The sequence below is a fragment of the Bradyrhizobium sp. AUGA SZCCT0169 genome, assembly GCF_018130085.1.
Taxonomy (GTDB): Bacteria; Pseudomonadota; Alphaproteobacteria; order Rhizobiales; family Xanthobacteraceae; genus Bradyrhizobium.
Genome location: NZ_JAFCMC010000060.1, coordinates 1 through 23550 on the forward strand (window position 1 = coordinate 1; position 23550 = coordinate 23550).

The 23550-nt window shown below is 62.4% G+C and carries 9 protein-coding genes and 1 pseudogene; 1 reads left to right on the plus strand and 9 read right to left on the minus strand.

Features of this window, described 5'->3' with window-relative positions; translation table 11 throughout:
* The 7 genes from JQ609_RS34095 to JQ609_RS34125 form a co-directional block, all read right to left on the minus strand.
* Positions 1–5942 (minus strand): non-ribosomal peptide synthetase (locus JQ609_RS34095; RefSeq protein WP_212276963.1); only part of this gene is annotated, 5942 nt, incomplete at its 3' end.
* 2 nt (positions 5943–5944) lie between these two features.
* The gene (locus JQ609_RS34100; RefSeq protein ID WP_212276965.1) at positions 5945–15718 is read right to left on the minus strand and encodes a non-ribosomal peptide synthetase; all 9774 of its coding nucleotides are present in this window, start codon (positions 15716–15718) and stop codon (positions 5945–5947) included.
* Positions 15719–15769: 51 nt separating this feature from the next.
* On the minus strand, positions 15770–16738 hold the full coding sequence (locus JQ609_RS34105; RefSeq protein ID WP_212276967.1) for a TauD/TfdA family dioxygenase: 969 nt from the start codon (positions 16736–16738) through the stop codon (positions 15770–15772).
* Complete coding sequence (locus JQ609_RS34110; RefSeq protein ID WP_212276969.1) at positions 16707–17462, minus strand: thioesterase II family protein; 756 nt, start codon at positions 17460–17462, stop codon at positions 16707–16709. The genes JQ609_RS34105 and JQ609_RS34110 overlap by 32 nt, the downstream gene beginning before the upstream one ends.
* Positions 17463–17482: 20 nt before the next feature.
* Positions 17483–17713 carry an MbtH family protein gene (locus JQ609_RS34115; protein ID WP_212276970.1) on the minus strand — a complete coding sequence of 77 codons (231 nt, stop codon included), beginning with the start codon at positions 17711–17713 and terminating at the stop codon, positions 17483–17485.
* Positions 17714–18087: 374 nt separating this feature from the next.
* Positions 18088–20523: a TonB-dependent siderophore receptor gene (locus JQ609_RS34120; RefSeq protein WP_312014931.1), complete on the minus strand. Its 2436-nt coding sequence runs from the start codon at positions 20521–20523 to the stop codon at positions 18088–18090.
* A 139-nt stretch (positions 20524–20662) separates the two neighbouring features.
* Positions 20663–21811, minus strand: a complete 1149-nt coding sequence (locus JQ609_RS34125; RefSeq protein ID WP_212276975.1) for an amidohydrolase — start codon at positions 21809–21811, stop codon at positions 20663–20665.
* Positions 21812–22228: 417 nt separating this feature from the next.
* Here JQ609_RS34125 and JQ609_RS34130 point away from each other — a divergent pair, with 417 nt between their 5' ends.
* Entirely contained in the window at positions 22229–22597 is a 369-nt protein-coding gene (locus tag JQ609_RS34130) for a hypothetical protein (RefSeq protein WP_212276971.1), read from the plus strand.
* An 83-nt stretch (positions 22598–22680) separates the two neighbouring features.
* On the opposite strand, the gene JQ609_RS34135 is transcribed toward JQ609_RS34130, so the two are convergent.
* On the minus strand, positions 22681–22986 hold the full coding sequence (locus tag JQ609_RS34135) for a hypothetical protein (RefSeq protein ID WP_212276972.1): 306 nt from the start codon (positions 22984–22986) through the stop codon (positions 22681–22683).
* Between the two features lie 136 nt (positions 22987–23122).
* A pseudogene (locus tag JQ609_RS34140) lies at positions 23123–23550 on the minus strand (hypothetical protein); the annotation flags it as partial.

Genomic DNA, 23550 nt, shown 5'->3' on the forward strand with positions numbered 1-23550 from the left:
CCGATATATTCGATCACACCGTCGGATCGCCACCGCGCCACATCGCCGGTGCGGTACAGCCGTGCACCGGCAGGGCCAAACGGATCGGGAATAAAACGTTCCGCCGTCAGCGCGCCGCGCTGCCAATAGCCGCGCGCCAATCCCTCGCCGCCGATATAGAGCTCACCGGCAACCCCGACCGGCGCAAGATTGAGATCATTGTCCAGGATGCGCAGCGTGGTGTTGCCGATCGGACCGCCCAGCATCGGGCGGTCGTCTTGCGCGTCGAGGCGATGACGGGCTGACCACACCGTGGTTTCGGTCGGACCGTACAGGTTCCAGAGCTCGCCGGCCTGCGCCACCAGCCGCCGCGAAAGGTCCGGCGGCAGCGCCTCGCCGCCGCACAGCACCCGGCAGGTTGCCGGAAGCTGTGGCCCATCGTGATCGAGCAGCATCCGCCAGGTCGACGGCGTCGCCTGGATCATCGTCACGCCTTGCGCGGCTACCATCGTCTTGAGCTGGCCCGGATCATGCGCGGCGGCGCGATCCGCCAGCACGACGCGGGCGCCCAGCGTGAGCGGCAACCACAATTCCAGCACCGCAATGTCGAACGACAGCGAGGTCAGGCCGAGCACGCGGTCCTGCGGCGTCATCCCCGGCTGTTCCGCCATCGTCGCCAAAAAATTCGTCACTGCGTCGTGGCGGACCATCACGCCCTTGGGCAGGCCGGTCGAACCCGACGTGTAGATCACATAGGCCAGACTCTCGGGGTGGATGGCGACGTCGAGATTACCAGCGCCATGATCCCCGCCTCTATCCGCCTCATCGAGCAGCCACGCTTCGGCGCCGGTCTCCTTCAGCACCGGGGCAAACTGCTCCAGCAGCGACGTCTGCGTCAGCACCAGTCCTGCGCCGCTGTCGCGCAGCATGTGGAAAAGCCGCTCCGCCGGATAATCCGGATCGAGCGGCAGATACGTCCCGCCGGCCTTCAGCACCGCCAGCAACGCCACCATCATCGCGACGCCGCGCTCCAGCGCCAGACCGACCACGACGTCCGTCCCGACGCCGTAATCCCGCAAGCCTCGAGCCAGTCTGTTGGCTCGCTTGTTCAGCTCGCCATAGCTCAGCGCCGCATCGCCATACACCAGCGCGATCGAATCCGGGGACCGGCGCACCTGCTCTTCGAACTGGGCGTGAAGGCAACGGTCTCGCGGATACCCGGCGTCCGCCCGATTCCACGTATCGAGCAGGAGTTCGCGCTCCTCAGGCGGCAAAATGTCGAGTTGCCGGACGGGAAACTGCGGCCGTCGCTCCAGATTATCGGCCAGTTGCTCGAGCGCATGCTGCATCAACGCACAGACGCGTTCGGGCGACAGCGGATGGATCACTTGCGCCGTCAGACCCAGTGCCTGACCGTAATCCTCGACGGACAGCATCAAGGGATAGTTGGTGCGCTCTTCGCCGCCGAGCCACTCGATTCCGTCCACGCCCACGGCGGACTCACCCACGCATGAGTCGGCCGGCATGGCGTTATGGCGGTAGTTCAGGATCGAACTGAACAAGGGGGCCGGCGCCGCAACCTTGCTGCATCTTTGGGCAAGCGCCAGCGAGGCATGCTCATGCGCCATCAGTTCGGTGAGCCGGGCGTGCGCACGGCGAACGCTGTCTTCGACCGCGGTGCCATCGAGGTCGAGCCGCAGCGGCAATGTGTTGATGAATAATCCCATGGTGCGATCACCACCGGCGCCGGCATGCATGCGGCCAAACAACACCGTGCCGAACACGACGCGCTCGCGTCCGCTGCTCCGCGCCACCACCTGGCCCCAGGCGAGATGGCAGAGACTGGCTAGACTCACGCCCAGACGCCGCGCCTGAACCCGCAGCCGTCCGTTGAGCGATTGCGACAGCGTTCGCCGGGCTTCCGACACGCCACGGCCGTCGCCGTGCACCCTGTCCAAACCAAACGGCGTGGTCGGTTCATCGACATCCGACAGCATGCCGCGGAAAAAGCGCTCATGCCCGGCCGTAGCTTCCGCTCCCCGCGTCTGAGCCACGAGATTTCGGAACGGATACGGAGCCGGCAACTCATGACCACGCCCGGCCAATATCTGCCGAACTTCGTCATGCATCACTTCCAGCGTGGAATGATCGCCGATCAGGTGATGCAGCAGCACCAGCAGCAGCCAGCGCTCCTTGCCGGGATCGCGGGCCACCGCAAAGCGCAACAGCGGCGCCTGGCCAAGATCGATCCTGCTCCGCCGCGGATCAAAACGCTGCGCAAGCTGTTCGTGCGCCGGGCTTTGGGAGTCCAGTTCGACCTCGGTGACAATCAAGAGAGCCTGTCGCCATACCACCTGCGCCGGCGTGGACAAGCCCTCCCATGCAATGGAGGTGCGGAGAATGTCGTGACGATCGATCACCTGCCGAACGGCTACGAGATAGCGGTCGAGCAAATCGCGGTTTGCAAACGCCATCTGCCCGACCAGCAGATAAGGGTCGCCCTCCGCTGCCAGCAGATGGTGAAACATTATGCCGTCCTGCAGCGGCGATAATCCGTAGATGTCCTGGATGTTGGCAACGCCACCGGGAACGTTCGCCGCGATGCGGTCGATGTCCGATTGCTCCAACGCGATCAGCGGCAACATGTCGGACGTGATCGCCGTCGCCTGCACCGGGATCACGTTGGCCGGCACGTCGGCCACGCCGCCGCCATCGAGGCTCGCGGCGAAATCAGCCATCACCGGCCTGGCGAACAGCGTGCGCACGGGCGCGCTGAGCGAATGCCGCTGCAATCGCTCCAGCATGCGGACTGCGAGCAGCGAGTGACCGCCGAGTTCAAAGAAATGATCGTTGCGCCCAATGCGCTCGACGCCAAGCAGTTCGGTCCAGGCCTTCGCAACGATTTCTTCGCGTTCGCCTAGCGGCGCTTCATAGTCGCGGCGCACGAAGGCATCGTCCTCGGGCGACGGCAGCGCCTTTCGATCGACCTTGCCGTTCGGCGTGAGCGGCAACGCGTTCAGGCGCACGAAAGCCGACGGCACCATATATTCCGGCAGGCAGGCACGGAGGTGCCCGCGCAATGCAGCCGCAAACTCGCCGCTGTCGTCAACCCGTGATGCCGGCACCACATAGGCGACCAGCCGCTGGTCGCCGCCATGATCGTGGCGCGCCAGCACCACCGCATCAGCAACACCGGGGTGCCCGTTCAGCCGGAACTCGATTTCGCCTAATTCAATGCGGAAGCCACGGATCTTGACCTGATGGTCATTGCGGCCGAGGAACTCGATATTGCCATCCGGCAAATAGCGGCCGAGATCGCCGGTGCGATACATCCGCGCCTCTGCGTCACCGCTGAAGGGATCGAATACGAAGCGTTCCGCCGTCAGATCGGCACGATTGAGATACCCCCGCGCGACCCCTGCTCCGCTGACATAGATCTCGCCGATCGCCCCGAGCGGAACCGGCGCGCCGAATCCATCCAGCAGGTAAATCCGCGTGTTGGGAAGCGGGCGACCGATCGGGATGACGCCGCCTTCGAAGTCCATCGGCCGCAGCCAGGTTGTGGCGCAGACGGTTGTCTCCGTGGGACCGTAGCCGTTGAAAGCGGCCACGCCCGAAGGAACGCCCTTGATCAGCTCGGCCCTGGGTAGTTCACCGGCGAGGACAAGCACCCGAAGTGATGCCAGACGATCAAGGTCCGTGCGCCCCTGCAGTAAGGCGGGCGGCAGGGTTGCGTGTGTAATGCCGTTGTGTGCCAGATAGTCCAGCAGTTCCGCCGCGTTGCGATGCTCTCGCGGGCCGAGCAGAAACAATTCGGCCCCGGAGCACAGGGCCATGACGACTTCCCAGGTGCTGGCGTCAAAGCTGAAGGAAGCGAACTGAACGACGCGGCTGCGCGAGGAAACTTCAAACAGCGCCCGTTGGGCACGTGCCAGGTTCACCGCGCCGCGATGCTCGACCATCACGCCTTTGGGCGTGCCGGTAGAACCCGACGTATAGATAATGTAGGCGAGATGACGCGATGTCAGGCCCACGACCTCCGGATTTGACTTCGCCAACCCGGCGATAACAGACGCCCCCGCTTCCAGATCAACGATCTCGCACGCCGTATTCGCGAGCGCCGAGCGCCCGGCATCGTCGCAAATCAATAATTTTGGCTTTGCGTCCTCGACGATCTGCCGCAGCCGTTCGACCGGATAGGCGGGATCCAGCGGCAGATAGGCGCCGCCTGCCTTGAGTACGGCCAGCAGGCTGACGACCATGGCGATGCCGCGTTCCAGGCAGATTGCGATCGGCTGGTCCGGACCCGCGCCCCGCTCGATCAGATAGTGCGCGAGCTGGTTGGCCCTTGCATCCAGTTCGCTGTAACTCAGGCGAATATCCTCATGTGCCAGCGCAATGGCATCGGGTGCCTTCCAGACCTGCTCTGCGAACAATTCGTGGATGCAATGTTCGGACGGGTACGGCGTAGCGGTCTGGTTCCAGGACTCCAGCACGAGTTCGCGCTCTTCGGCACCCATCACATCGATTCGGCCAACGACCTGACCCGCATCGGCGACCATGGCTCGAAGCATGGCAAGCAGATAGTCCCGGTGACGCTCGACGGTTGCCTCGTCAAACAGTGCCGTCGCGTAATTCAGGGCCCCGATGATGCGGCCGTCGGCCTCACTCAGGTTGAGTTCAAGATCGAACTTGATCTCGCTCAGAGCAGTATCCGTGATCTCGGCTTTCAGGCCCGGCAGTTCGAACTTTGCCGATTCGTTATTCTGCCAGGCGAACACGACCTGAAACACCGGGGCATGATCCAGACGCCGCGGCGGCTGAATGATTTCGACGAGTTGCTCGAACGGCAAATCCTGATGGTCCTGGGCCGCCAGCGCCGCACCGCGCACGCGGCTCAGTAGCTCCGCCACGTCAGGTTCGCCCGACAGATCGACGCGAAGCGCCAGCATGTTGACGAAGAAGCCGACCAGACCCTCGATTTCACGCCGGTTGCGGTTGGCAGTCGGCGTTCCGATCACGACATCGTTCTGACCTGACAGCCTCGACAGCACGGCCGCCCATGCCGCCAGCACCGTCATGAATGCGGTCGTGCGATGAGACTGGCTTAGCCGTTTGATGCCATGCGCGAGCCCTGCGTCGATCTCGATCGGCAAGGACGCGCCGGCGATAGACTTGTTCGGTTGCCGCGGCCGATCGGTCGGTAGCTCGAGCAGTGCCGGAGCGCCCGCCAGCGCCTGCCGCCAGTGATCGACCTGCCGCTGCAATCGCTCACCCGTCAGCCACTGCCGTTGCCAGGCGGCATAGTCCGGATACTGAATCGGCAGCGCCGGCAGTGGATCGCCCTCGCCGGCCATGAAGGCGCGATACAAGGCGCCCAGCTCGCGCACGAGCACAGCAATGGACCAGCCGTCGGAAACGATATGATGCTGGGTTAGCAGGAACAGATATTCGCTCTCCGCGGTCCGGATGAGGCGACCGCGGATCAACGGCCCCTGGGAGAGATCGAAGGACGTATTCGCCTCATCGCGGCTCAGCCGCACAAGCACCTGCTCGCGCGCCGGATCGGCCCGTAAATCATGTACGAGCAAAGGCACGCCCTGGCCGGCAGGCAGCAGCTCGACGCTGGGCTGTCCGTCGACAACGCGAAAAATGCTTCGCAGGGATTCGTGACGCGCAAACAGCTGGTCCAGACTGCGACGCCAGGCGATGACGTCGAGATCGCCCACAAGGCGCAACGCGCCGCGAATGTGATAGTTGGTGCTGCTGCCCTCGAGCTGCGCCAGCAGCCAAAGCCGCTGTTGCGCAAAGGACAATGCCAAAGGCCCGTCGCGTGGCACCGCCGGTATCGCGACGGGTTCGCCCCTGTTGGCGTTCCGGCTCCGGTCCTTGGCCAACGCCAGGAGTTTTCTCAACCCTTCTGCATCCAGCTCCCGCAAATCGGGTTTCAATGAATCCGCCATTGTCACAGTCCCGATGCGATCAGATCGTGAAGTTCTTTTGCATCGAACTCGCGTTCGATCAGCCTGATCGAAACGATCCGGGCGAACTGGGCGAGTTCCGGATGAACGAACAGATCCGAAATCTGGATCGACACGCCGAGATCCTGCGACACCCGGCTGAGCAGCCGCACCGCAAGCAATGAGTGTCCGCCGAGCTCGAAGAAATGGTCATTGCGTCCAATCCGCTCGACGCCCAGCAACTCGCTCCAGATCTTCGCCAGCGCGATCTCGATTTCGTCCTCGGGCGCCGAATAGACACGAAGGGAGGCAGCATCCTCGTCTGACGGGGGCAACGCCTTCCGGTCGATCTTGCCATTCGGGGTAAGCGGCAGTTGCTCCAGCACCATGATCGTCGCGGGAACCATGTAGTCCGGCAGCATCGCCGACAACGCCTCGCGCAGCGCCCGGCCGTCGAGCGTCTGCTCGCCACTTGCGTAGGCGATCAGCTGACGTCCCGCCCTCGCCTCGCGCGTCACGACGACCGCGGCACGCACGCCGCGCTGCTCCAGCAGGCGCGATTCGATCTCGCCCAACTCGATCCGGAAGCCGCGGATCTTCACTTGATGGTCCGCGCGTCCGACATATTCGATCACGCCGTCAGCCCGCCACCGCGCCAGATCACCGGTCCGGTAGAGACGCCCGCCGTCGCCGCCGAACGGATCCGGAATAAACCGTTCCGCCGTCAGTGCGCCGCGTTTCAGATACCCCCGCGCCAGCCCCACACCACCGATGAACAACTCGCCCGTTACGCCGGCTGCGACCATGTTGAGTTCAGCGTCGAGAATGTAGGCGGACCGGAGACCAACGGGCCGTCCGATTGGCGCGTATTGACCCGGCGTCAACGCAGCCTCGTCGACAGTCCATGCCGTCGGCGCGATCACCGTCTCGGTTGGACCATAGGCGTTGATCAGAAGACCGACATTGACTGCCCGACGAAACGTTTTGATTCCCGTATCCGACCAGGCCTCGCCGCCCACGATGCAGACTCTCAGCGAAAGGCGTCGGCCGCTATGCCGCAACGCTTCACTCAACTGGTCGGCATAGGCCGGAGGCAGGAAGAGTACCGTGACCGAATGACGCTCGATTTCGCCGACCAGGTCGTCGATCAGCAGACCTGGCCTGGACGGCAGGACGAGCGACCCGCCTGTCATCAGCGGCACCAGCCACCTTTCGTGGGCAATGTCGAAATTGATTGAAGCCGACTGGAATTCCCGGTCGCCGGCGTTCATGCCGTACAGCCGGCCGATCGCCTCGCAATGCATGGCGAGCGGCCCGTGCGAGACCGCTACTCCCTTCGGTGTTCCCGTCGAGCCCGAGGTGTAGATCACATAGGCCAGGCTGTCCGGATGGATTTCGACATCGAGGTTGCTCGCATCGTCACCGGCGCGCCACTGCTGCGGCTCGTCCAGACGCAAGGCCTCGACCCCGGTGTCGCGGAGCACTGGCGCAAGACGCTTGAGCGGCGCGCTTTCCGTCAATACCAACTTGGTCGCACTGTCACGCAGCATGTGGGCGAGGCGATCGTCCGGATAGTCCGGATCGAGCGGAAGATAGGCGCCGCCGGCCTTCAAGACAGCCAGCAGCGCGACCATCATGTCCGGGCTGCGCGCCAGCGCCAGGCCGACCAGGCGATCCGGACTAATGCCCCACCGGCGAAGCCGTCGCGCCAGCCGGTTCGCCCGGGCGTTCAATTCACCATAGCTGACCGACGTCTCGCCCCACACCAGCGCAACCGCCGAATGCGCCTGCGCGGCCCGCGCCTCGATCTGCGCGACGACGCCGATATGGGACGGCCGCGATGCCGCCAAGTTCGCGGCGCCGCTCCAGTCCAGCAGCCGCCTTGCTTCATCGTTGTCGGGCAATCCGATATCACCCACCGGCCGCCCGGCATCGGCCACAACCTGCTCCAGCAATCCGTATAAGCCGTCTCGTAGACGCTGGATGCCGGCGCCGTCGAAACGGGCCCGGTCGTAGTTGAGCTCCAGATTGAGCGCATCCGCTCCGGCGAACACGGCAACCGCCAGCGCATAGTTCGTGGGCGTGACGTGCTCCACGCGTCCGAGACGAGGACCGTCCTCGCCGGTCTTCCGCAACGCCTCGTCGATCGGATAGTTTTCGAACACCAGGATGCTGTCGAACAGGGTCTGCCCGGCATGACCGGCCAGTCGCTGGATCTCGTATAGCGGCGTCCAGCCATGCTCGCGCAAGACCAGGTTCTGCTCCTGCAACTGACGCAGCCAATCGCCGACGCTGGCTTCCGGGCTTGGTGCGTCGACGATCGGCAGCGTGTTGATGAACAGGCCGACCATCTCCTCGGAGCCTGCCAGTTCCGCCGGACGGCCCGATACGGTCACCCCGAACGAGATTGCGCCTTGCCGCGAATGCCGCCGCAACAGTTGCGCCCACGCACCCTGAAGGAGCGTGTTGAGCGTCACCCGTTCCCGCTTCGCAAATGACTTCAGCCGTTCGGTCAGCTCGGCGCTTACCGCGAGCGCGATGCTGGCATGACCTGCGGCCTCCGGCACCATGCCGTTCGATGGCAGTGCATTCGCCAGCAAGGTCGGCGTATCAAGCTTTCCCAGCGCACCACGCCAGAACCTGGCTGCCGCTGCATGATCCCTGCCCTGCAGCCACGAGATGTAGTCGCGATAGTTGCCCTGCACCGTCGGCAGCGCGCCGCCGCTCATGTGCTGCAGCACCTCCGCAACCAGTCTCGCCGAGCTCCAGCCGTCGATAAAGATGTGATGATGGGTCCAGATCAGCCAGTGCCTGGCGTCATCGAGCCGGATCAAACGCACCCGCTGCAGCGGGGGGCGGGAGATATCAAAACCGCTTTCGCGCTCCCGGCGTGACGCGTCGGCCAGCGCGATTTCGAGCCGGCCGCTGCGCTCCAGCGCCACCGCCCGATCGCGCCAATCCTCCTCGACAAAGGGCACCGCCACTTGATGGTGCACGACTTGTTGCGCCGCGCCCGACAGCTGCTCCCAAACGAAGCCCGTGCGCAGCGCCGCGTGGCGGTCACTCACCGCCTGCCACGCCGCTTTGAGTTTGCCGGCATCGAAGCCAAACACTTCGATCCCGACCTGGTTTACATAGACATCGTCAACACCATCCCGGAGTGCGTGGAACAGCATGCCCTGCTGCATCGGCGAAAGCGGATAGATGTCCTCGACGCCGCGCAGGTCCAGCGTCGTGCCCAGCCGGTCGAGATCGGCTTGATTCAGGCCGGACAACGCAACGTCGGATGGCGTGAGAGCGGACGCGCCGCTGCAGCAATGCATCACCAGTTCGCGCAGGGCGGTCTCGTACATGTGCGCCAGCCGCTCGACCGTCTCCCGCCGATAGCGTTTGCGTCCATATCCAAAAGATAGAAGCAGACGTCCCTCACGCACCTGCCCCGTGACGTTCAGCCAGCCCCTGAGACGAGCGGATTCACTTCGTGACGCGCCTGAACTCTCCGGTGCGAAGTCAAAGAGCGAGGAGGCACCCACGCTACCGTCGAACCGGCCGAGATAGTTGAACACAATCTGCGGCTCCGCCAGGCGACCCAAAGCGTGGCGTTGCTCCTCGGAACCGAGATAGCGCAACACGCCGTAGCCAATTCCACGGTTCGGGACGGCGCGGAGTTCTTCCTTGACCGATTTGATCAGTGAGGCGTCGTCGCTCGATCCACAATTGAACCGCACAGGGAAAGCTGTCGTGAACCAGCCCACCGTGCGGGAAACATCGGCTCCGGGAAATACATCCTCACGGCCATGACCCTCGAGTTCGATCGTCAAATCTTCGGGCCCGCCCCAGCGCGAGACGGCGCGCACCAAGCTCGCCAGCAACAGATCGTTGACCTGCGTCCGATAGGCGGACGGCGCTTCCTGCAGCAGCCTCGACGTCAATTCCGTATCGAGGACCAACGACACCTCTTCCCCGTCCCCGACGAGGTCCGGACCACCATGATCGTTGTCGCATGGCAGAATTGTATCCGCTCCGCTCGCGAGCCAGAACGGCAGTTCATCGGCAAGCTCCGGGGCAGTCGCATAGGCGTGCAGCCGCTCTCCCCACGATGCAAAGGATTCGCTCTTCGGCGGCAGCGAAATCGCGACAGCGCCCTGCTTCAGCTGCTCGTAAGCTGCGGCAAGGTCTTCGAGCAAAACCCGCCACGACACGCCGTCAACCGCCAGATGATGAACCGCGATGAGCAGTCGTTGACTGCCATCGGCAAGATCCATGGCTGCCGCGCGCAACAAAGGGCCCGATGACAACGACAGGCTCACCTGCGCGGCGGAAGCAACCGCCGTTACCTCTGCGGCATCACCGACATCAGTGTGGACCCACAGCAATTCGGACGGCGCCGGCGCTGCGGCATATTCTGCTCGCCATTTGCCGTCGACCTGTTCGAAGCGTAAACGCAATGCATCGTGGTGATCCACGACCGCTGCAAGCGCACGTCGCAGCACCTCCCAGTCGACGCGCGACTGCGGGACCAGCAGCACCGCCTGGTTCCAATGATTGCGGTTGCCGGAATCCTCATCGAAGAAGCGGGTCTGGATCGGCAGCAGGCCATGCGCGCCGACTACCCAATCGCTCTCGACGATGGTCTCCGTCCTCGTCTTATCTTTCGCTGTGGCAGGCACCGCCGCGATGACGGCGACTTTTGCCAGTCGCGCCACGGTTTGCTGTCCAAAGACCTGTTTCGGCGTCAGGCGAATGCCGCGCTTGCGCAGCCGCGCGATGATTTGCAGGCTGAGAATCGAATCGCCGCCGAGTTCAAAGAAATTGTCGTTACGGCCAATCTGTTCCCGGCCGAGCACCTCGCGCCAGATCGCGGCGATCGCCTCTTCGGTCTCTCCTTCGGGCGCTGCGTAGTTCGCGACATCAGTGTCTTGATCCGGCTCCGGCAGCGCCTTGCGGTCCACCTTGCCGTTTGGCGTGAGCGGCAGGCGGTCCAGCAACACGACGCGCGACGGCACCATGTATTCCGGCACGACGGCAGCCAGCTGCTGCTTGATCGCCTCCGCCGTCGGCGCCGTGCCGGCCCGAGGCACGCCGTACGCGACCAGTTCCTGTCGTTCGGCGTCTGCCCCGATGGCGCGGGCAATCACCACCGCGTCGTCGATCTCCTGCAACGCCTTGACCACGCGCGCCACCTCGTCAAGCTCGATGCGATAGCCACGCAACTTGATCTGATCGTCCCCACGGCCGAGGAATATCAATCGCCCCGCCTGATCGCAGCGAACCAGGTCCCCGGTCCGGTAGAGCCGCTCTCCGGCCGATCCGAACGGATTCGGGACAAAGCGTTCGGCGGTGAGGCCCGGCTGACTCAGATAGCCCCGCGCCAGCCCGGCACCTCCGATATAGAGTTCACCGGTGACACCGATCGGCACCTCGTTCAGCGCGTCGTCCAGCACATAGGCGCGCAGATTGGCGAGCGGCAAGCCAATCGGAACCGGACCTGCATCGTGTGCAGGCTCGCACTCATGGGTAACCGCACCGACCGTCGTTTCCGTCGGGCCATAGTGATTGAGAATTCGGCATTGCGGCCGCAATTGACGGATTTCGCTCAACAGACTGGCGTCGCAAGCCTCACCGCCGAGAATCAGGACATCGCGGGGCAAGAGATCGGCCGAGCGTGACGCCTGCAACAGGCCGCGCAGATGACTGGGCACGATCTTGAGGATGCCGACCTGGCCATCCCGCATCGCCGTCGCAAACAACTCCGCATCGAGGATGGCTTCCGGAACCAATAGATTCAGCATCGCCCCGGAGGCAAGCGCACCGAACAGCACGGTGTGACCGAGATCGGCCGCGACGGTAGAAACCATCGCCATGCTTGCACTCGGCGACGGCTGCACGCGTTGCAGCAGGGCCTGGACATAATTGGCCAGCGCACCGTGCGAAACCGCCACCCCTTTGGGGGTCCCTGTCGAACCGGACGTGTAAATCACATACGCGGTCTGCGCCGGATGGATCGCACGATCCGGAAGCGCGCTCGGCAACTCTTCAGAGCTCGCCTCGGCGTCCGCCTCGAGCACGAGGCAATCGAGCGTAAGCGCCACGGCCCGCTTCTCACCGGCTGCCAACACGATCTCGATCCCGCCATCCGCCAGGATGCCTCGTACCCGTTCCACCGGCCATTTCGGATCAAACGGCACATAGGCTCCGCCGGCCTTGAGCACGCCGAGCAGCGCCGCCACGAAGGCCGGCGAGCGCTCGATCCAGAGCCCAACAGGCGTTTCCCGTGTCACGCCCTCTGCAACGAGCATGCGCGCGATACCCTCCGACTTCCGCTCGAGGTCCGCGAAAGTCAATCTCTCGCTGCCGCATTGGACGGCAACCGCGGTCTGCCGATCGGCTGTCGACGCGCGATAAAGACTGATCACATCGATGAACCGGAACGCAGCAATCTGGCTTGGCACCACCTGCCGGTTCGCATCGTCGATGACGAATTCCGACACAAGGCGTTCTGCGTCTTCCGCGATCTGGCGGAGCAGCGAGCCGAACTGTGTCGCCAGCCGCGAGATCGTCGCAGCGTCGAAGAGATCGGTGGCGTAGTTGAAGGTCGCCTTCATGCCATTGGCACCATCGACGATATCAAGTGCGACATCGAAGTGCGAGCCCGCGAGGTCCAGGATGTCGATCTCGGCGACCAGCCCTTCGACGCCCTCAAATCCGCCGGGCGCCTTCATATAGTTGAACTTCGCCTGGAACAGCGGGTTGTGACCGCCGCTGCGTTCGGGCCGCAGGCCGTCGACCAGCATCTCGAACGGAAGATCCTGATGGGAGAGCGCGTCGATTACCGCTCCCTTGACCTGTTGGAGCAGGTTCGGGAACGTCGCTCCATCGACGATCTCGGAACGCAGCACCAGCGTATTGACGAAGCAACCGATCAAACGTTCGAGTTGTGCGTGGCGGCGTCCCGCGACGGGCACGCCGACGCGCAGATCGCTCTGGCCCGTATAACGGTACAGCAGCGCCTGATACGCCGCGAGCAGCAGCATGAAGACGCTCGCGCGATGTTTTCCCGCGATCTCGCGGAGCCGGGAGGCCAGCGCGCCGTCGATCGCAAGGCCGATCGTATCTCCGCCATGGCTTTGCGCCGCCAGCCGCGGCCGGTCATGGGGCAGGCCGAGCACCGGGTGCGTGTTACCCAGCTTTGAGCGCCAATAAGCCAGCTGCCGGTCCGCCTCACCTCCCGCAAGCCAATCACGTTGCCAGCCTGCGAAATCCGCATACTGAATCATCGGCACTGGCGGTGGACCGACGTCCTTCTGGATGAAGCTGCGATAAAGTCCAGCCAACTCCTGGAGCATCACGTCGAGCGACCAGCCATCGACGACAATATGATGGGCAAGCAGCAACAACTCGTGCGCGTCGTCTGCGAGCTGCAACAGAGCCGCCCGCAACAGCGGTCCATTGACGAGATCGAACGGTTTGGCGAGTTCGGATTGACCGATCCCCGCGGCATGTTCGGCGCGGTCGCCCGCGGGATATGAACGGAGATCCTCGTGCCGGATGCCAACACTCACGGACTCGTGAACTACCTGTCTTGCGCGGCCTTCCTGCGCGACGAACGTGGTGCGCAAGACCTCATGGCGCTGAACGATTTCCGCGATCGCCCGCGACAAGGCGGCATGATCGAGCTTTCCTTTCAAACGGACCGTGCTGGCAACCGTGTAGGCCGTTCCGCCCGGGTCCATGTTCCAGAGAAACCACAGCCGTTCCTGGGCATGGGACAAGATCCTGCGGCTTGCCGGCGCCGCCCGCTGGATCGGAGGGAGAGCCCGCCCCGCGCCTTCACCCACCAGAGTATCGATCCGCTCTGCGAAGGCTGCGAGCGTCGGCGCGTCGAAGAAGCTGCGCAATTCCAGCTCTACGCCGAAACGTTCGCGGATCGCAGCGGCTGTCTGTCCGGCCGTGATCGAGTTTCCGCCCAATACGAAGAAATCGTCTTCCCGGTGGACCGCCTGCAGACCGAGCGCGTCGCGCCAGATCGACGCCAGGGCATGCTCGGTATCGCCCGCCGGCGCCGTCAATATGGTGCCATCGCGACGACGCCCTCTTTCGAAGACCATGAAACTGTCGAGCGTGTTGTCGGCCCAACGCGCGCTGCAGGCCGAACGCTGCAGCTTCCCGCTGGTCGTCAGTGGCATCCCCTGCGGATTCAACAGGATGATGACAGCCGGATATTCCTGAGCCTGTCGAAGCACAGCCTCGCCGATGGCCTGAGCAAGAGCCTCGGGATCGCTGCGCTTGAGAACGACACGGCTGAACTCGGCCGCGACACCAATGCTTTCCCTTCCGTCGATCTCGACCGCAAAAGCAGCCACCCGGCCGCTGCGAACCAACTCGACGTCGGCCTCCACCGCCTGCTCGACGTCCGTCGGATAGACGTTCTGACCGCGAACGATCAGGAGATCCTTGAGGCGGCCGGTGACGACCAGAGTGCCGTCTCGAATGAAGCCGAGATCTCCGGTGCGCAGCCAGCGCGTGCCATCCCGCTCGACGAATGCCTTGGACGTGGCTTCCGGATTATTCCAGTATCCGAGCGCTATGCTGGGACCGGCGACCCAGATCTCGCCGACCTCGTCGGCCTCTGTGACCGCCGATCCATCCGTGCGCATGATGCGCGTGACGTGATCACCGACCGTTTGACCGCAGGCTACGAGATCGGTGCCTTCATCGGCGGTCGCAATGCGACCTGCCGCGAGTGCCTCTGTATCGAGCGTATAGCTGACGGCTTTGGTCGCTGGGTTGCCTGCCGTCACCAGCAGCGTCGCCTCAGCCAGACCGTAGCAGGCGGTCAACGCGCGTCGATCGAAGCCGGCCCGCTCAAATCGCTCGCCGAATCTCTGAAGCGTGGTCTTGCGGACAAACTCGGAGCCGGAGAATGCGAATCTCCAACGGCCCAGGTCGAGCCGTCCGATCGTTTCATCGGCAACGCGATCGGCACACAGCGCGTACGCGAAATCAGGCCCACCACTCAACGTTCCGCCGTGACGATCGATAGCCTCAAGCCAGCGTCGCGGCCGCTCGAGAAAATTGCGCGGCGACATCAAGACAGCTGTAAAGCCGGTGAACAGTGGATTCAGCAATCCACCGATCAGCCCCATGTCGTGATAGAACGGCAGCCAGCTGACGAATACGTCGTCAAGCGTTCCTGCTACGACGGCCTGGATGGCCTTCTCGTTAGCCGTTAAATTGGCGTGCGAGACGCAAACCCCCTTCGGTTGCGACGTTGACCCCGACGTGTATTGCAGGAAAGCGACAGCATTCGCTGCTGGACTTGTCTCTCGCCATTCCGCAGCGAGTTCAGACGAAATCGCATCAACCTCGATAATCCAGACATTGGTCGGGTCGGGGAGCGCCGCTTCCACGACATCACGCAGATTCGTTTCCGTCAGAATGAAGCGCGGCGTCGCGTCGCGCAGAATGCCGTTGAGGCGACCTGCATAGCGATCGGCAGCACCTTCAGGCGGATACGCCGGAACGGCGATCGCACCCGCATACAGACAGGCATAGAATGCCACGGCATAGTCGAGCCCGCTGGGCAGGAGGATGACTGCCCGCTCGCCCGCGCAGCCCAATTGTTGCAATCGGGACGCGACGGCGCGAATCCTTGTATCGAGGGCGGCGAAAGTCAATTCGCCGGCGACATCATCCCCTTCGAGAAAGCGCAACGCCACCCGATCCGGACGCAACGCCGCGTGGCCGCGTAGACGTTCGACGAGATTGTCTTGATACATTGTCTCGAGATCCAGTCCGGAAATCCTCGCCTCGTGGGCAGCAAGGGACGATCAGCTCTGCCGATGCGCTTCGGCCATGGCGACGATCACCTTGCGCGGCCCCTTGAACGGCGCGCGCGCATGGGCGGTGAGCATGTTGTCGAGCATGACGACATCGCCGGCCTGCCAGGGGAAGCTGATCTTATGCGCCTCCAGCACGTTGCGCACGGTGGTCAGCGTCTCGTCGTCGATTGGCGTCCCGTCGCCGTAGAACACGTTGCGCGGCAGTTCGACCTCGTCGCCGACGACGTCGAGCAAGCTCTCACGCACCTCCGGCTCGAGATTCGAGACGTGAAACAAATGCGCCTGATTGAACCAGACCCAGTCGCCCGTTACGGGGTGACGCGCCGTGCCCTGGCAGATCTGACGCGTCCGCAGCTCGCCGTCTTGCTTCCATTCACAGTCGATGTCATGGCGGGCGCAATAGGCCTCAACCTCCGACCTGGACTCGGTGCCGAACACCTGCTGCCAGTCGACATCGAGCCCGTTGCCGTAATTGCGGACATACATCACGCCCTTTTCGGCGAAACGCTCCCGAATGGCTGACGGCATGGCGCGATGGATCGCGCGGCTGTCGGCGATCGGCGTCTCGCCGCCCTCTTGTGCCGGCTGCATGCAATAGAACCAGATCTTCATCGGCCAATCCCTTGTATAGGCCTGCTCGTTATGCAGCGGAATATGCTGGTGCGGCGGGTATTCGGTGGACGTGTAGACGCCGGAAGTGACCTGCGAGCGCGGCGTCGATCCGAACTCGTAGCTGAGCAGCGGGTGGCCGAAATCGGCCGCGAAAGCCCGAAACGCGTCCGGGCCATCGAGGGAGAAGTCACGAAAGACGATGCCGCCGCAATCGGTCAAATGCCGGTCGACGGTATCGCGCAGCATCGGAAGCGCCGCGCCGAGCGGCTGCCCGGCCTCGTCGGCCTTCAGCAACAACGGAAGGCTCTTGCCCTCAACGAGTGGCTGGACGGAGAATGCGCTCATGATCCTTGCTCCAATGCGAACCAATCGACCGTCCCGATTGCCGGGCCAGGGCCGATCCGACCAGGTCGAGCAGTTCGGCTTGCTGCGTGTGAATGAAGAAGTGATGCCCCGGCAGCATGTCGAGCGCGAATTCGCCTGAGGTCTCCTGCTGCCAGGCTTCCAGCGATGTGCGGCTGGTCTCGTCGTCGATGCCGCCGAAGATGTGGACGGGACACGGCAAAGGACGCCGTGGCCGATAGGTGTAGGCGCCACACATCAGGAAATCGGCGCGCAGCACCGGTAACGCCGATCGCATCAGTTCGGAGTTCGCCAGTGCTTCATCGGGCGTACCCTGAAGATTGCGCAGCTCCCTCAGCAGCGCTTCGTCACTCAGCGGCAGGCGCCACTTGCTGCCGTCCCGAACGGCCGGCGCCTCCGTGCCCGATCCGAAGAAAATGGTCGGCGCCGGTGCGCCGCGATCGAGCAGACTGTGGGTGACCTCAAACCCAATCAGCGCGCCGAGGCTGTGCCCGAACAACGCATAAGGACCATCAAGCCGGGCATGGATCTCCGCGGCCAGTTGCGAGGCGAGTGCGCGGGGATCCGTCGCCAATGGCTCGTCCATGCGCGCGCCGCGTCCGGGCCACTCGACCGGCCGGACGTCGATCCACGCCGGCAGCAGCCTGCGCCACCGTGCATAGAACATGGCGCTGCCGCCGGAGTAAGGCAGACAAAAAAGCCGCATCGGAAGACGGGCTCCGTTTGCTAAGTCGATTTCGGCGAAGGAGCCGCTTCGTCCATGAACTTGCGCAGCGACAGCGGACGCATGTCGGTCCACACCTGCTCGATGTGGTCGAGGCATTCCTTCTTGGTGCCGGTCTTGCCGACTACCGTCCAGCCGTTCGGAATGTCCTTGAACGTCGGCCAGATCGAATATTGCTCTTCGTGATTGATGACGACGGTGAAGGTGACGTCGTCTCTGTCAAAAACCATCATGGCCGGCACCTTTCAGAAAAACGAAGCAACGGCGTCTGACTAGGTCAGAAGCAAATGATGGTCAAAGCAATATCGGCGGCCCAGTTTTTAATAGCTCCAAAGTGGCGCGTTGGCGAAAAATACAACCTCCGCGCAGCGATGGAGCGCTCGTGGCAACTGACTGATTTGCAGAGTGGTCCGTATTTTGTCGAATTCTAATCGTCCAACCTGGAACATTCTTCGTTCTTGATAAAAGCGCACCAACTCCGGATTTTCTTCATCACATTGTCATCAACTCTGCCGAATGCGAATGGCGCAACATCCCAACAGGAAAATGCCGCCGCGGATGAGGTCCGCGACGGCACTTGTTGTCGGCGATGAGAGCGGCGCAGCGTTCAGAAGTTGAACGTCGTTGACAGGAGATAGGTACGCGGAGCCCCGAGGGATACGGCGCTGCTCACCGTGCGATAGGAGTTCCAGTACGCCTCGTTGAAGACGTTCTCGACATTGGCTCGAATGACGATCGGCTTGCCGTTCCAGGGAGACAGGAACGTGTAGCGCGCACCAAGGTCAACCCGCGTCCATGCCGGCAACTCCTGCGTATTCGCATCGTTGGCGAAACTCTCGCTGGTATAGATGACCCGACTCGTCAGCGTGAGCCCGTTCAGGAAGGGTGTGTCCCATTCGGTGCCGAAATTGATATTGACCGCCGACACACCGACCGGTCTTTTGCCATTATAGTTGAAGATAAATGCTCCGACCGAGGTCGATTGCCTGACCACTTCGCCGTCGATCAAGGTCACGCCACCCAGCACGCGGATAGCGGGCGTCACTTCACCGAAGACATAGAGCTCCATGCCGCGATTGCGTTGCTCGCCGGACAATTGCCTGGCAGGTAGGCGCCCCGGAACGGGAAGCGCTATCGCGTTCGGGCTGGTGATATCGAACACGCTCGCCGTGGCGGTGATGCGGCCCATATCGATCTTGACGCCGGCCTCCATCTGCTTGGTCTGAGCGGGCGGGAGGATATCGCCGACGTTCGAGTAAGTCTGGGATCCAACGACGACTTCCGGCGCCTTAAGTCCTTCGATGTAGTTGGCGTACAGCGCGATGTTTTCCAGCGGCTTCACAATGACTGCATAGCCGGGACTCCAGGTCGGAACTTCAACGCTTGATGGGATGCCTGTTAGGCGGTTTAGACTGTTCGCGCCCGCCGTCTGCCGCCTGGCCCCAACGATGAACTGAAGCCTGTTGTTGAACATCGACATCGTATCGGCGATGCCGACGCTGGAGAGCTTGGTCTGGCTTTCCAGGTTCTGCGCGACGGTAGTGAAGTTCGGGTACGGGATCGCGACCGGGTTATACAGGTTTGAATTGACCGCTGCGCCCGCCCTGCCGAACGAGCTGTAGTCGCGCTCGAAGGCGGAGTAGTTTACCGTCACGAGGTGGTTCACGGGACCGGTGTCGACCGAAGCGCGAACCCCGACCTCGCCCGCATAATTGTCATAGACATCGCGTCCATTGAAGGGTGCGGCCGTCCAGGCGCCGTTGGCGGCCGTGATGCGCGGCGACGGATAGATGTAGTCGATCTCGCTCTTGTGATAGCCAATTGCGCCATATGCGGTGACCGACTCGGTCAGGTCGACTTCACCGCGCGCCATCGCGAACGCATCCCTGGGCTTCCATGTCGCCCAATCCGGCATGTAATTGGTGCCGGGCTTTGGTAATGCTGGAACCCGAATGGTGGTCGCAAACGGAGGGCTGGTAGTGAACGTCAGGAACCGCAGCGGCGGGTTCAGATTTTCGGCCTGATAACCGAGATCCGTGGAGAAGCGCACACGCTCGCCACGGTAATCCATATTGAGCACGGCATTGCCGACCTGGTCGGTCTGCCGGTCGAACGCGGTCTGTCCGCCTCCTCCGCCGCCATTGAATCTGATTCCGAACTCCTTGTTTTCGCCGTAGCGCCGCGCCACATCGACCAGCGCTCCGACTTGAGACTTGGATATGTATCTGGTTGTCAGCTGCGTGATGTCGTAGTCGGGAGCGCTCTTCGTCACCAGGTTGATGCTTCCTCCGACGGCTCCTGCGGGCGGCATGCCGTTGAGCAGTACGCCCGGCCCCTTCAGAACCTCGACACGCTCAAGGTAATTCGCCGACGTTGAATAGAACGGCGCCATCCCATAGAGGCCGTTCATGGAATAGTCGCCGCTGTCGTAGTAGAAACCGCGAATATAGGCGCCGTCGATGCCGTTGCCGCTCGGCGTCTTCATCCGGACCGAGGGATCGTTGAGCAGGACGTCGCCGACAGTGCGCGCCTGCTGGTTCTGTATCGTCTGCGCGGTATAGCTGGTCTGGTTGAACGGCGTGTTCATGACGCCGCGATTGCCCAAAAATCCGAGTTGCGATCCCGTCGCCACCTGCCCGCCCGCATAGGGGGCTGGAGGTGCACCGAGAGCTCCGGTCGAAGGTGTCAGATACGGAACCGGTTCGACGCGGCGAGGCGCCGGCGCGGCGACGCGGCGTTGCACGCGCGACGTGGACGGTTGCGTTCTCCGTGCCGCGGGCCGCGCTCGCTGCTGCTGAGTCGGGGCATCCACTGTGACAGGCGGCAAGCTCTGCGCGAACGCTTTCTGACCACTGGCAAAATCGAGAGAAAGAGCAAGATAACTTACCGCGCCCAACGAAACAGCGCGCACAACATTTCTGGCCGCAATCTTATACGTCATACTTCCACCCCAAAGCCCATAAGCAGGTCCTTGAGGCCGTTCTATCTTCGCGAGTGGAAACAGCGAGTAGAAGCTATCTAAGGTAATGCTACGTGCGCACAACGGATTGCATCAGTGGCGATCGAGCAACACCGAATATTTTCGAGTCGTTCTAAACAATCGCACTGAGATTTTTTAACCGTTCTAAACTTGCAAGCTGCGCGCGAAGTCGAATGAAACAGTCGGACGTCGTCTCATCATCTCATCCCAACAAATTACGTAACGCACGGATGAAGACCCGCGAGCCGATTTCAATCAACTCGTCCGGAAAATCATAGTCCGGCTGATGCAGGCCGGGATGCCGCGTGCCCGCCCCCAGGAAAAACATCGCGGCCTTTGACCGGTAGTTGAAACGTCCAAAATCCTCCGACCCCCGCATCGGCAGCCCCTGCCCGGAATATTGCACGCCTTCTGCATCCAGCGCATTCCGGAGATGGACGACGGCCTCCGCGTCATTGATGCAATGATTGAACACGTCGCGATAGGAAATTTCCGCCTTCAGTCCTTCGCTTGCCGCGACGTCCCGGACCAGGCTTTCGGCCTGCGCGCGAAGGGCGTCCATTTTCGAATCGGTCAGCGTCCTGAGTGTCGCCCAGACCTCGGCTTGACCGGGCGAGATGCCGAACGCCGGTTCACCCAACCTCGCATGGGTGACCGTCACCATTGAGAAATCTTCGTCGAGCGCCCCGCCCCGACCGAGCGCGCCGATCTCGCCCAATAGTCTGGCGATTGCGGCTTGCGGTGAAACACCGAGTTCGGGGCTCGACGCATGCGAGGTTCGCCCGGACAGTTTGATCTGCATACCGCGAGAAGCGCAGTTGACCAGCCCTTCGGCGATCGAGACTTGCCCGAGGGGAAGTCCCGGCAGATTGTGCAACGAGAACACAAAATCGGGCTGCACCTGCTCAAATTTCTCGTCGGCGAGGACGGCAGCGGCGCCAGACCCATCCTCTTCCGCCGGCTGGAACAGCAGTACGGCCCGCCCTCGTTGCGGGCGTTGACGGCCCAAGCCGCGCGCCACCGCCGCCAAAATCGTCATGTGGCCGTCGTGACCGCAAAGATGCGCTTTTCCCGGGACCGACGACCGATACGGCAGGGCCGAGATCTCCTGAATCGGCAATCCATCCAGCTCGGCGCGAAGCATGATCGTCGGGCCAGGCGCATCTCCCTGGTAGATCCCGAGCAGGCCGTGCCCGCCAAGTCCCGTGACGACCTTATCGGCGCCAGTTGCATGGAGAAGCGCCTGCACTGCTTGCGCGGTCTTCTCTTCCTGCACTGACAATTCAGGCTTGCTGTGGAGCTCGTGCCGCCACGCAATCAGTTCCGTCAATTCCCGCTCAGCCAAAAACATGCTCATGCTCATCACGTTCAGCTCAATAAGCCCCGGTTTCGGGCGTTGATCATGACATCACATAACACCAGGAACGAGTCGCAAGGACAGGAACCCGATCGTTGCCACTCACATCAGGACGATCGCATCTGACGATGCCGATCTTGAATCGATCAAAATTTTGCATCGAACCAAGGTTAGAACAATTTGAAACTACCTTCGAAAACGGTCCGACCTCCTCGCTAGCCTTGCTTAAAAAGCCAGTCATTGGAGCAACAAGCCGAACGTCCTGTCACCGTTAGAAATGTTCCAAACCACTCCTGCGAGGCACACGCATGAATGAGCCGCGAGATTTGACGCAACCGCGCTTTTTTGCGAGCAGACTTAGAAGCGATCCAATTCAGCCTGCCCGTGATGTCAAAGGTGAGTCTGTCTCATATGGCCAAGACAAAGAGCACGACCGTTAAACCTGAATCAGTTTTGCCGGATCGGATCATTCAGTTGACGGAAAATGCGCCGTACGCACCGTTGGTGGTACGGCACACGGTCGATCGCGCTGCTTTCCTGCCGGAAATACTATCGTTGCACACAAAGCAGGAGCTCTCGCAAATACCCGGGCTTGGGAAGGCGTCGATCGCAACGATCGAGGTCTGGCTGGCCGAGCATGGGCGCAGGTTGCGAATGCCCGGCGAAAGCCTCGATGCCGTCATTTGCCATTTTGGCGCGCGACGCAAGCATACCGGCGAGCACAGGCTTGGGGCACGCCTTCAATCCGGCCTCGTCGACGCTAACCATCACCGGCCGTGAACATAAGATTCTCGGAGCAGACCGCGGGACCAGCGTAGACGTCCAATCGCTAAGCACAGGTCGGCCGGATCGCACATCGAGACTCATGCGCGTCCGACTGCCTGCATGACGCGCAGATCAGCCGACGCGGCGGCTTGAATTTTTGAGGCTAGCGCCGCCTGCAAAGCTGCGACATCCGCACGGAGATTCGGTTTCCATCCGCAGGTGCAACCCCCATCACAACGATGCTGATCGGCGACTTCCTTGTAGACGGCACCGAGAGCGGACGCAGCGAGACTCATTACCGTCATCGGCGGCAACTGGGTGGTGCGAAGGACATCGCAGAAGGCGATCATGATGGACCGATGCATCTCGACGCTGGCAGATTCGCTATCCGTGTCTGATTGCATGACTGCTCGCATCCTCTTTCCTCGTTTGCGCCGTGGCGGGCAGCCGCGCAGGCCACAATGTGCTCAGAGAAACGCACCCTGCGCGACCGACGTCAGCGCCGGACAATCGATACGCCCTCATGTGATCGCCATCAAGCTATCGCCTGCGTTTCAAAATTTGAATGGCTCGAAACTCCGGACACAACCCGTGCAGGAATAATTCGACCGCTATATCCGCGAATTCCTGTGGCCCGCCCTTGGGATCGTACCAGGTGTAAGTGTAGTTGATGATGCCAAACAGGATCATCATGTAGATTTCCTGGTGCGGGCCGATTTGGGCTTCAAGGACATTTTCCGGATAAAGGGTGGAGGACGTGAATCCCCGATCTCGCGGCCCTGAGTGCCCGAGCTTTGCCAGAAACTTCCCGCCCTCTTCAAATAGAGGGCGCAGGGAAGACCGGGTGCGCGCTGCACCCGCGGTCTCGTGTGCGGTTTGCACAAAACAAGGTGCACACGAGCATACAGGGCAGCGGAGAACACCCGGCCTTCCCTGCGCAATGGCTTTACGGCTTATGCCGTGATCTC

What these genes read in the sequence shown, in the direction of transcription:
- JQ609_RS34100 (WP_212276965.1), bottom strand. Translation starts at nt 15,718, where the DNA reads ATGTATCAAGACAATCTCGTCGAACGTCTACGCGGCCACGCGGCGTTG.
- JQ609_RS34105 (WP_212276967.1), bottom strand. Translation starts at nt 16,738, where the DNA reads ATGAGCGCATTCTCCGTCCAGCCACTCGTTGAGGGCAAGAGCCTTCCG.
- JQ609_RS34110 (WP_212276969.1), bottom strand. Translation starts at nt 17,462, where the DNA reads ATGCGGCTTTTTTGTCTGCCTTACTCCGGCGGCAGCGCCATGTTCTAT.
- JQ609_RS34115 (WP_212276970.1), bottom strand. Translation starts at nt 17,713, where the DNA reads ATGATGGTTTTTGACAGAGACGACGTCACCTTCACCGTCGTCATCAAT.
- JQ609_RS34125 (WP_212276975.1), bottom strand. Translation starts at nt 21,811, where the DNA reads ATGTTTTTGGCTGAGCGGGAATTGACGGAACTGATTGCGTGGCGGCAC.
- JQ609_RS34130 (WP_212276971.1), top strand. Translation starts at nt 22,229, where the DNA reads ATGGCCAAGACAAAGAGCACGACCGTTAAACCTGAATCAGTTTTGCCG.
- JQ609_RS34135 (WP_212276972.1), bottom strand. Translation starts at nt 22,986, where the DNA reads ATGCAATCAGACACGGATAGCGAATCTGCCAGCGTCGAGATGCATCGG.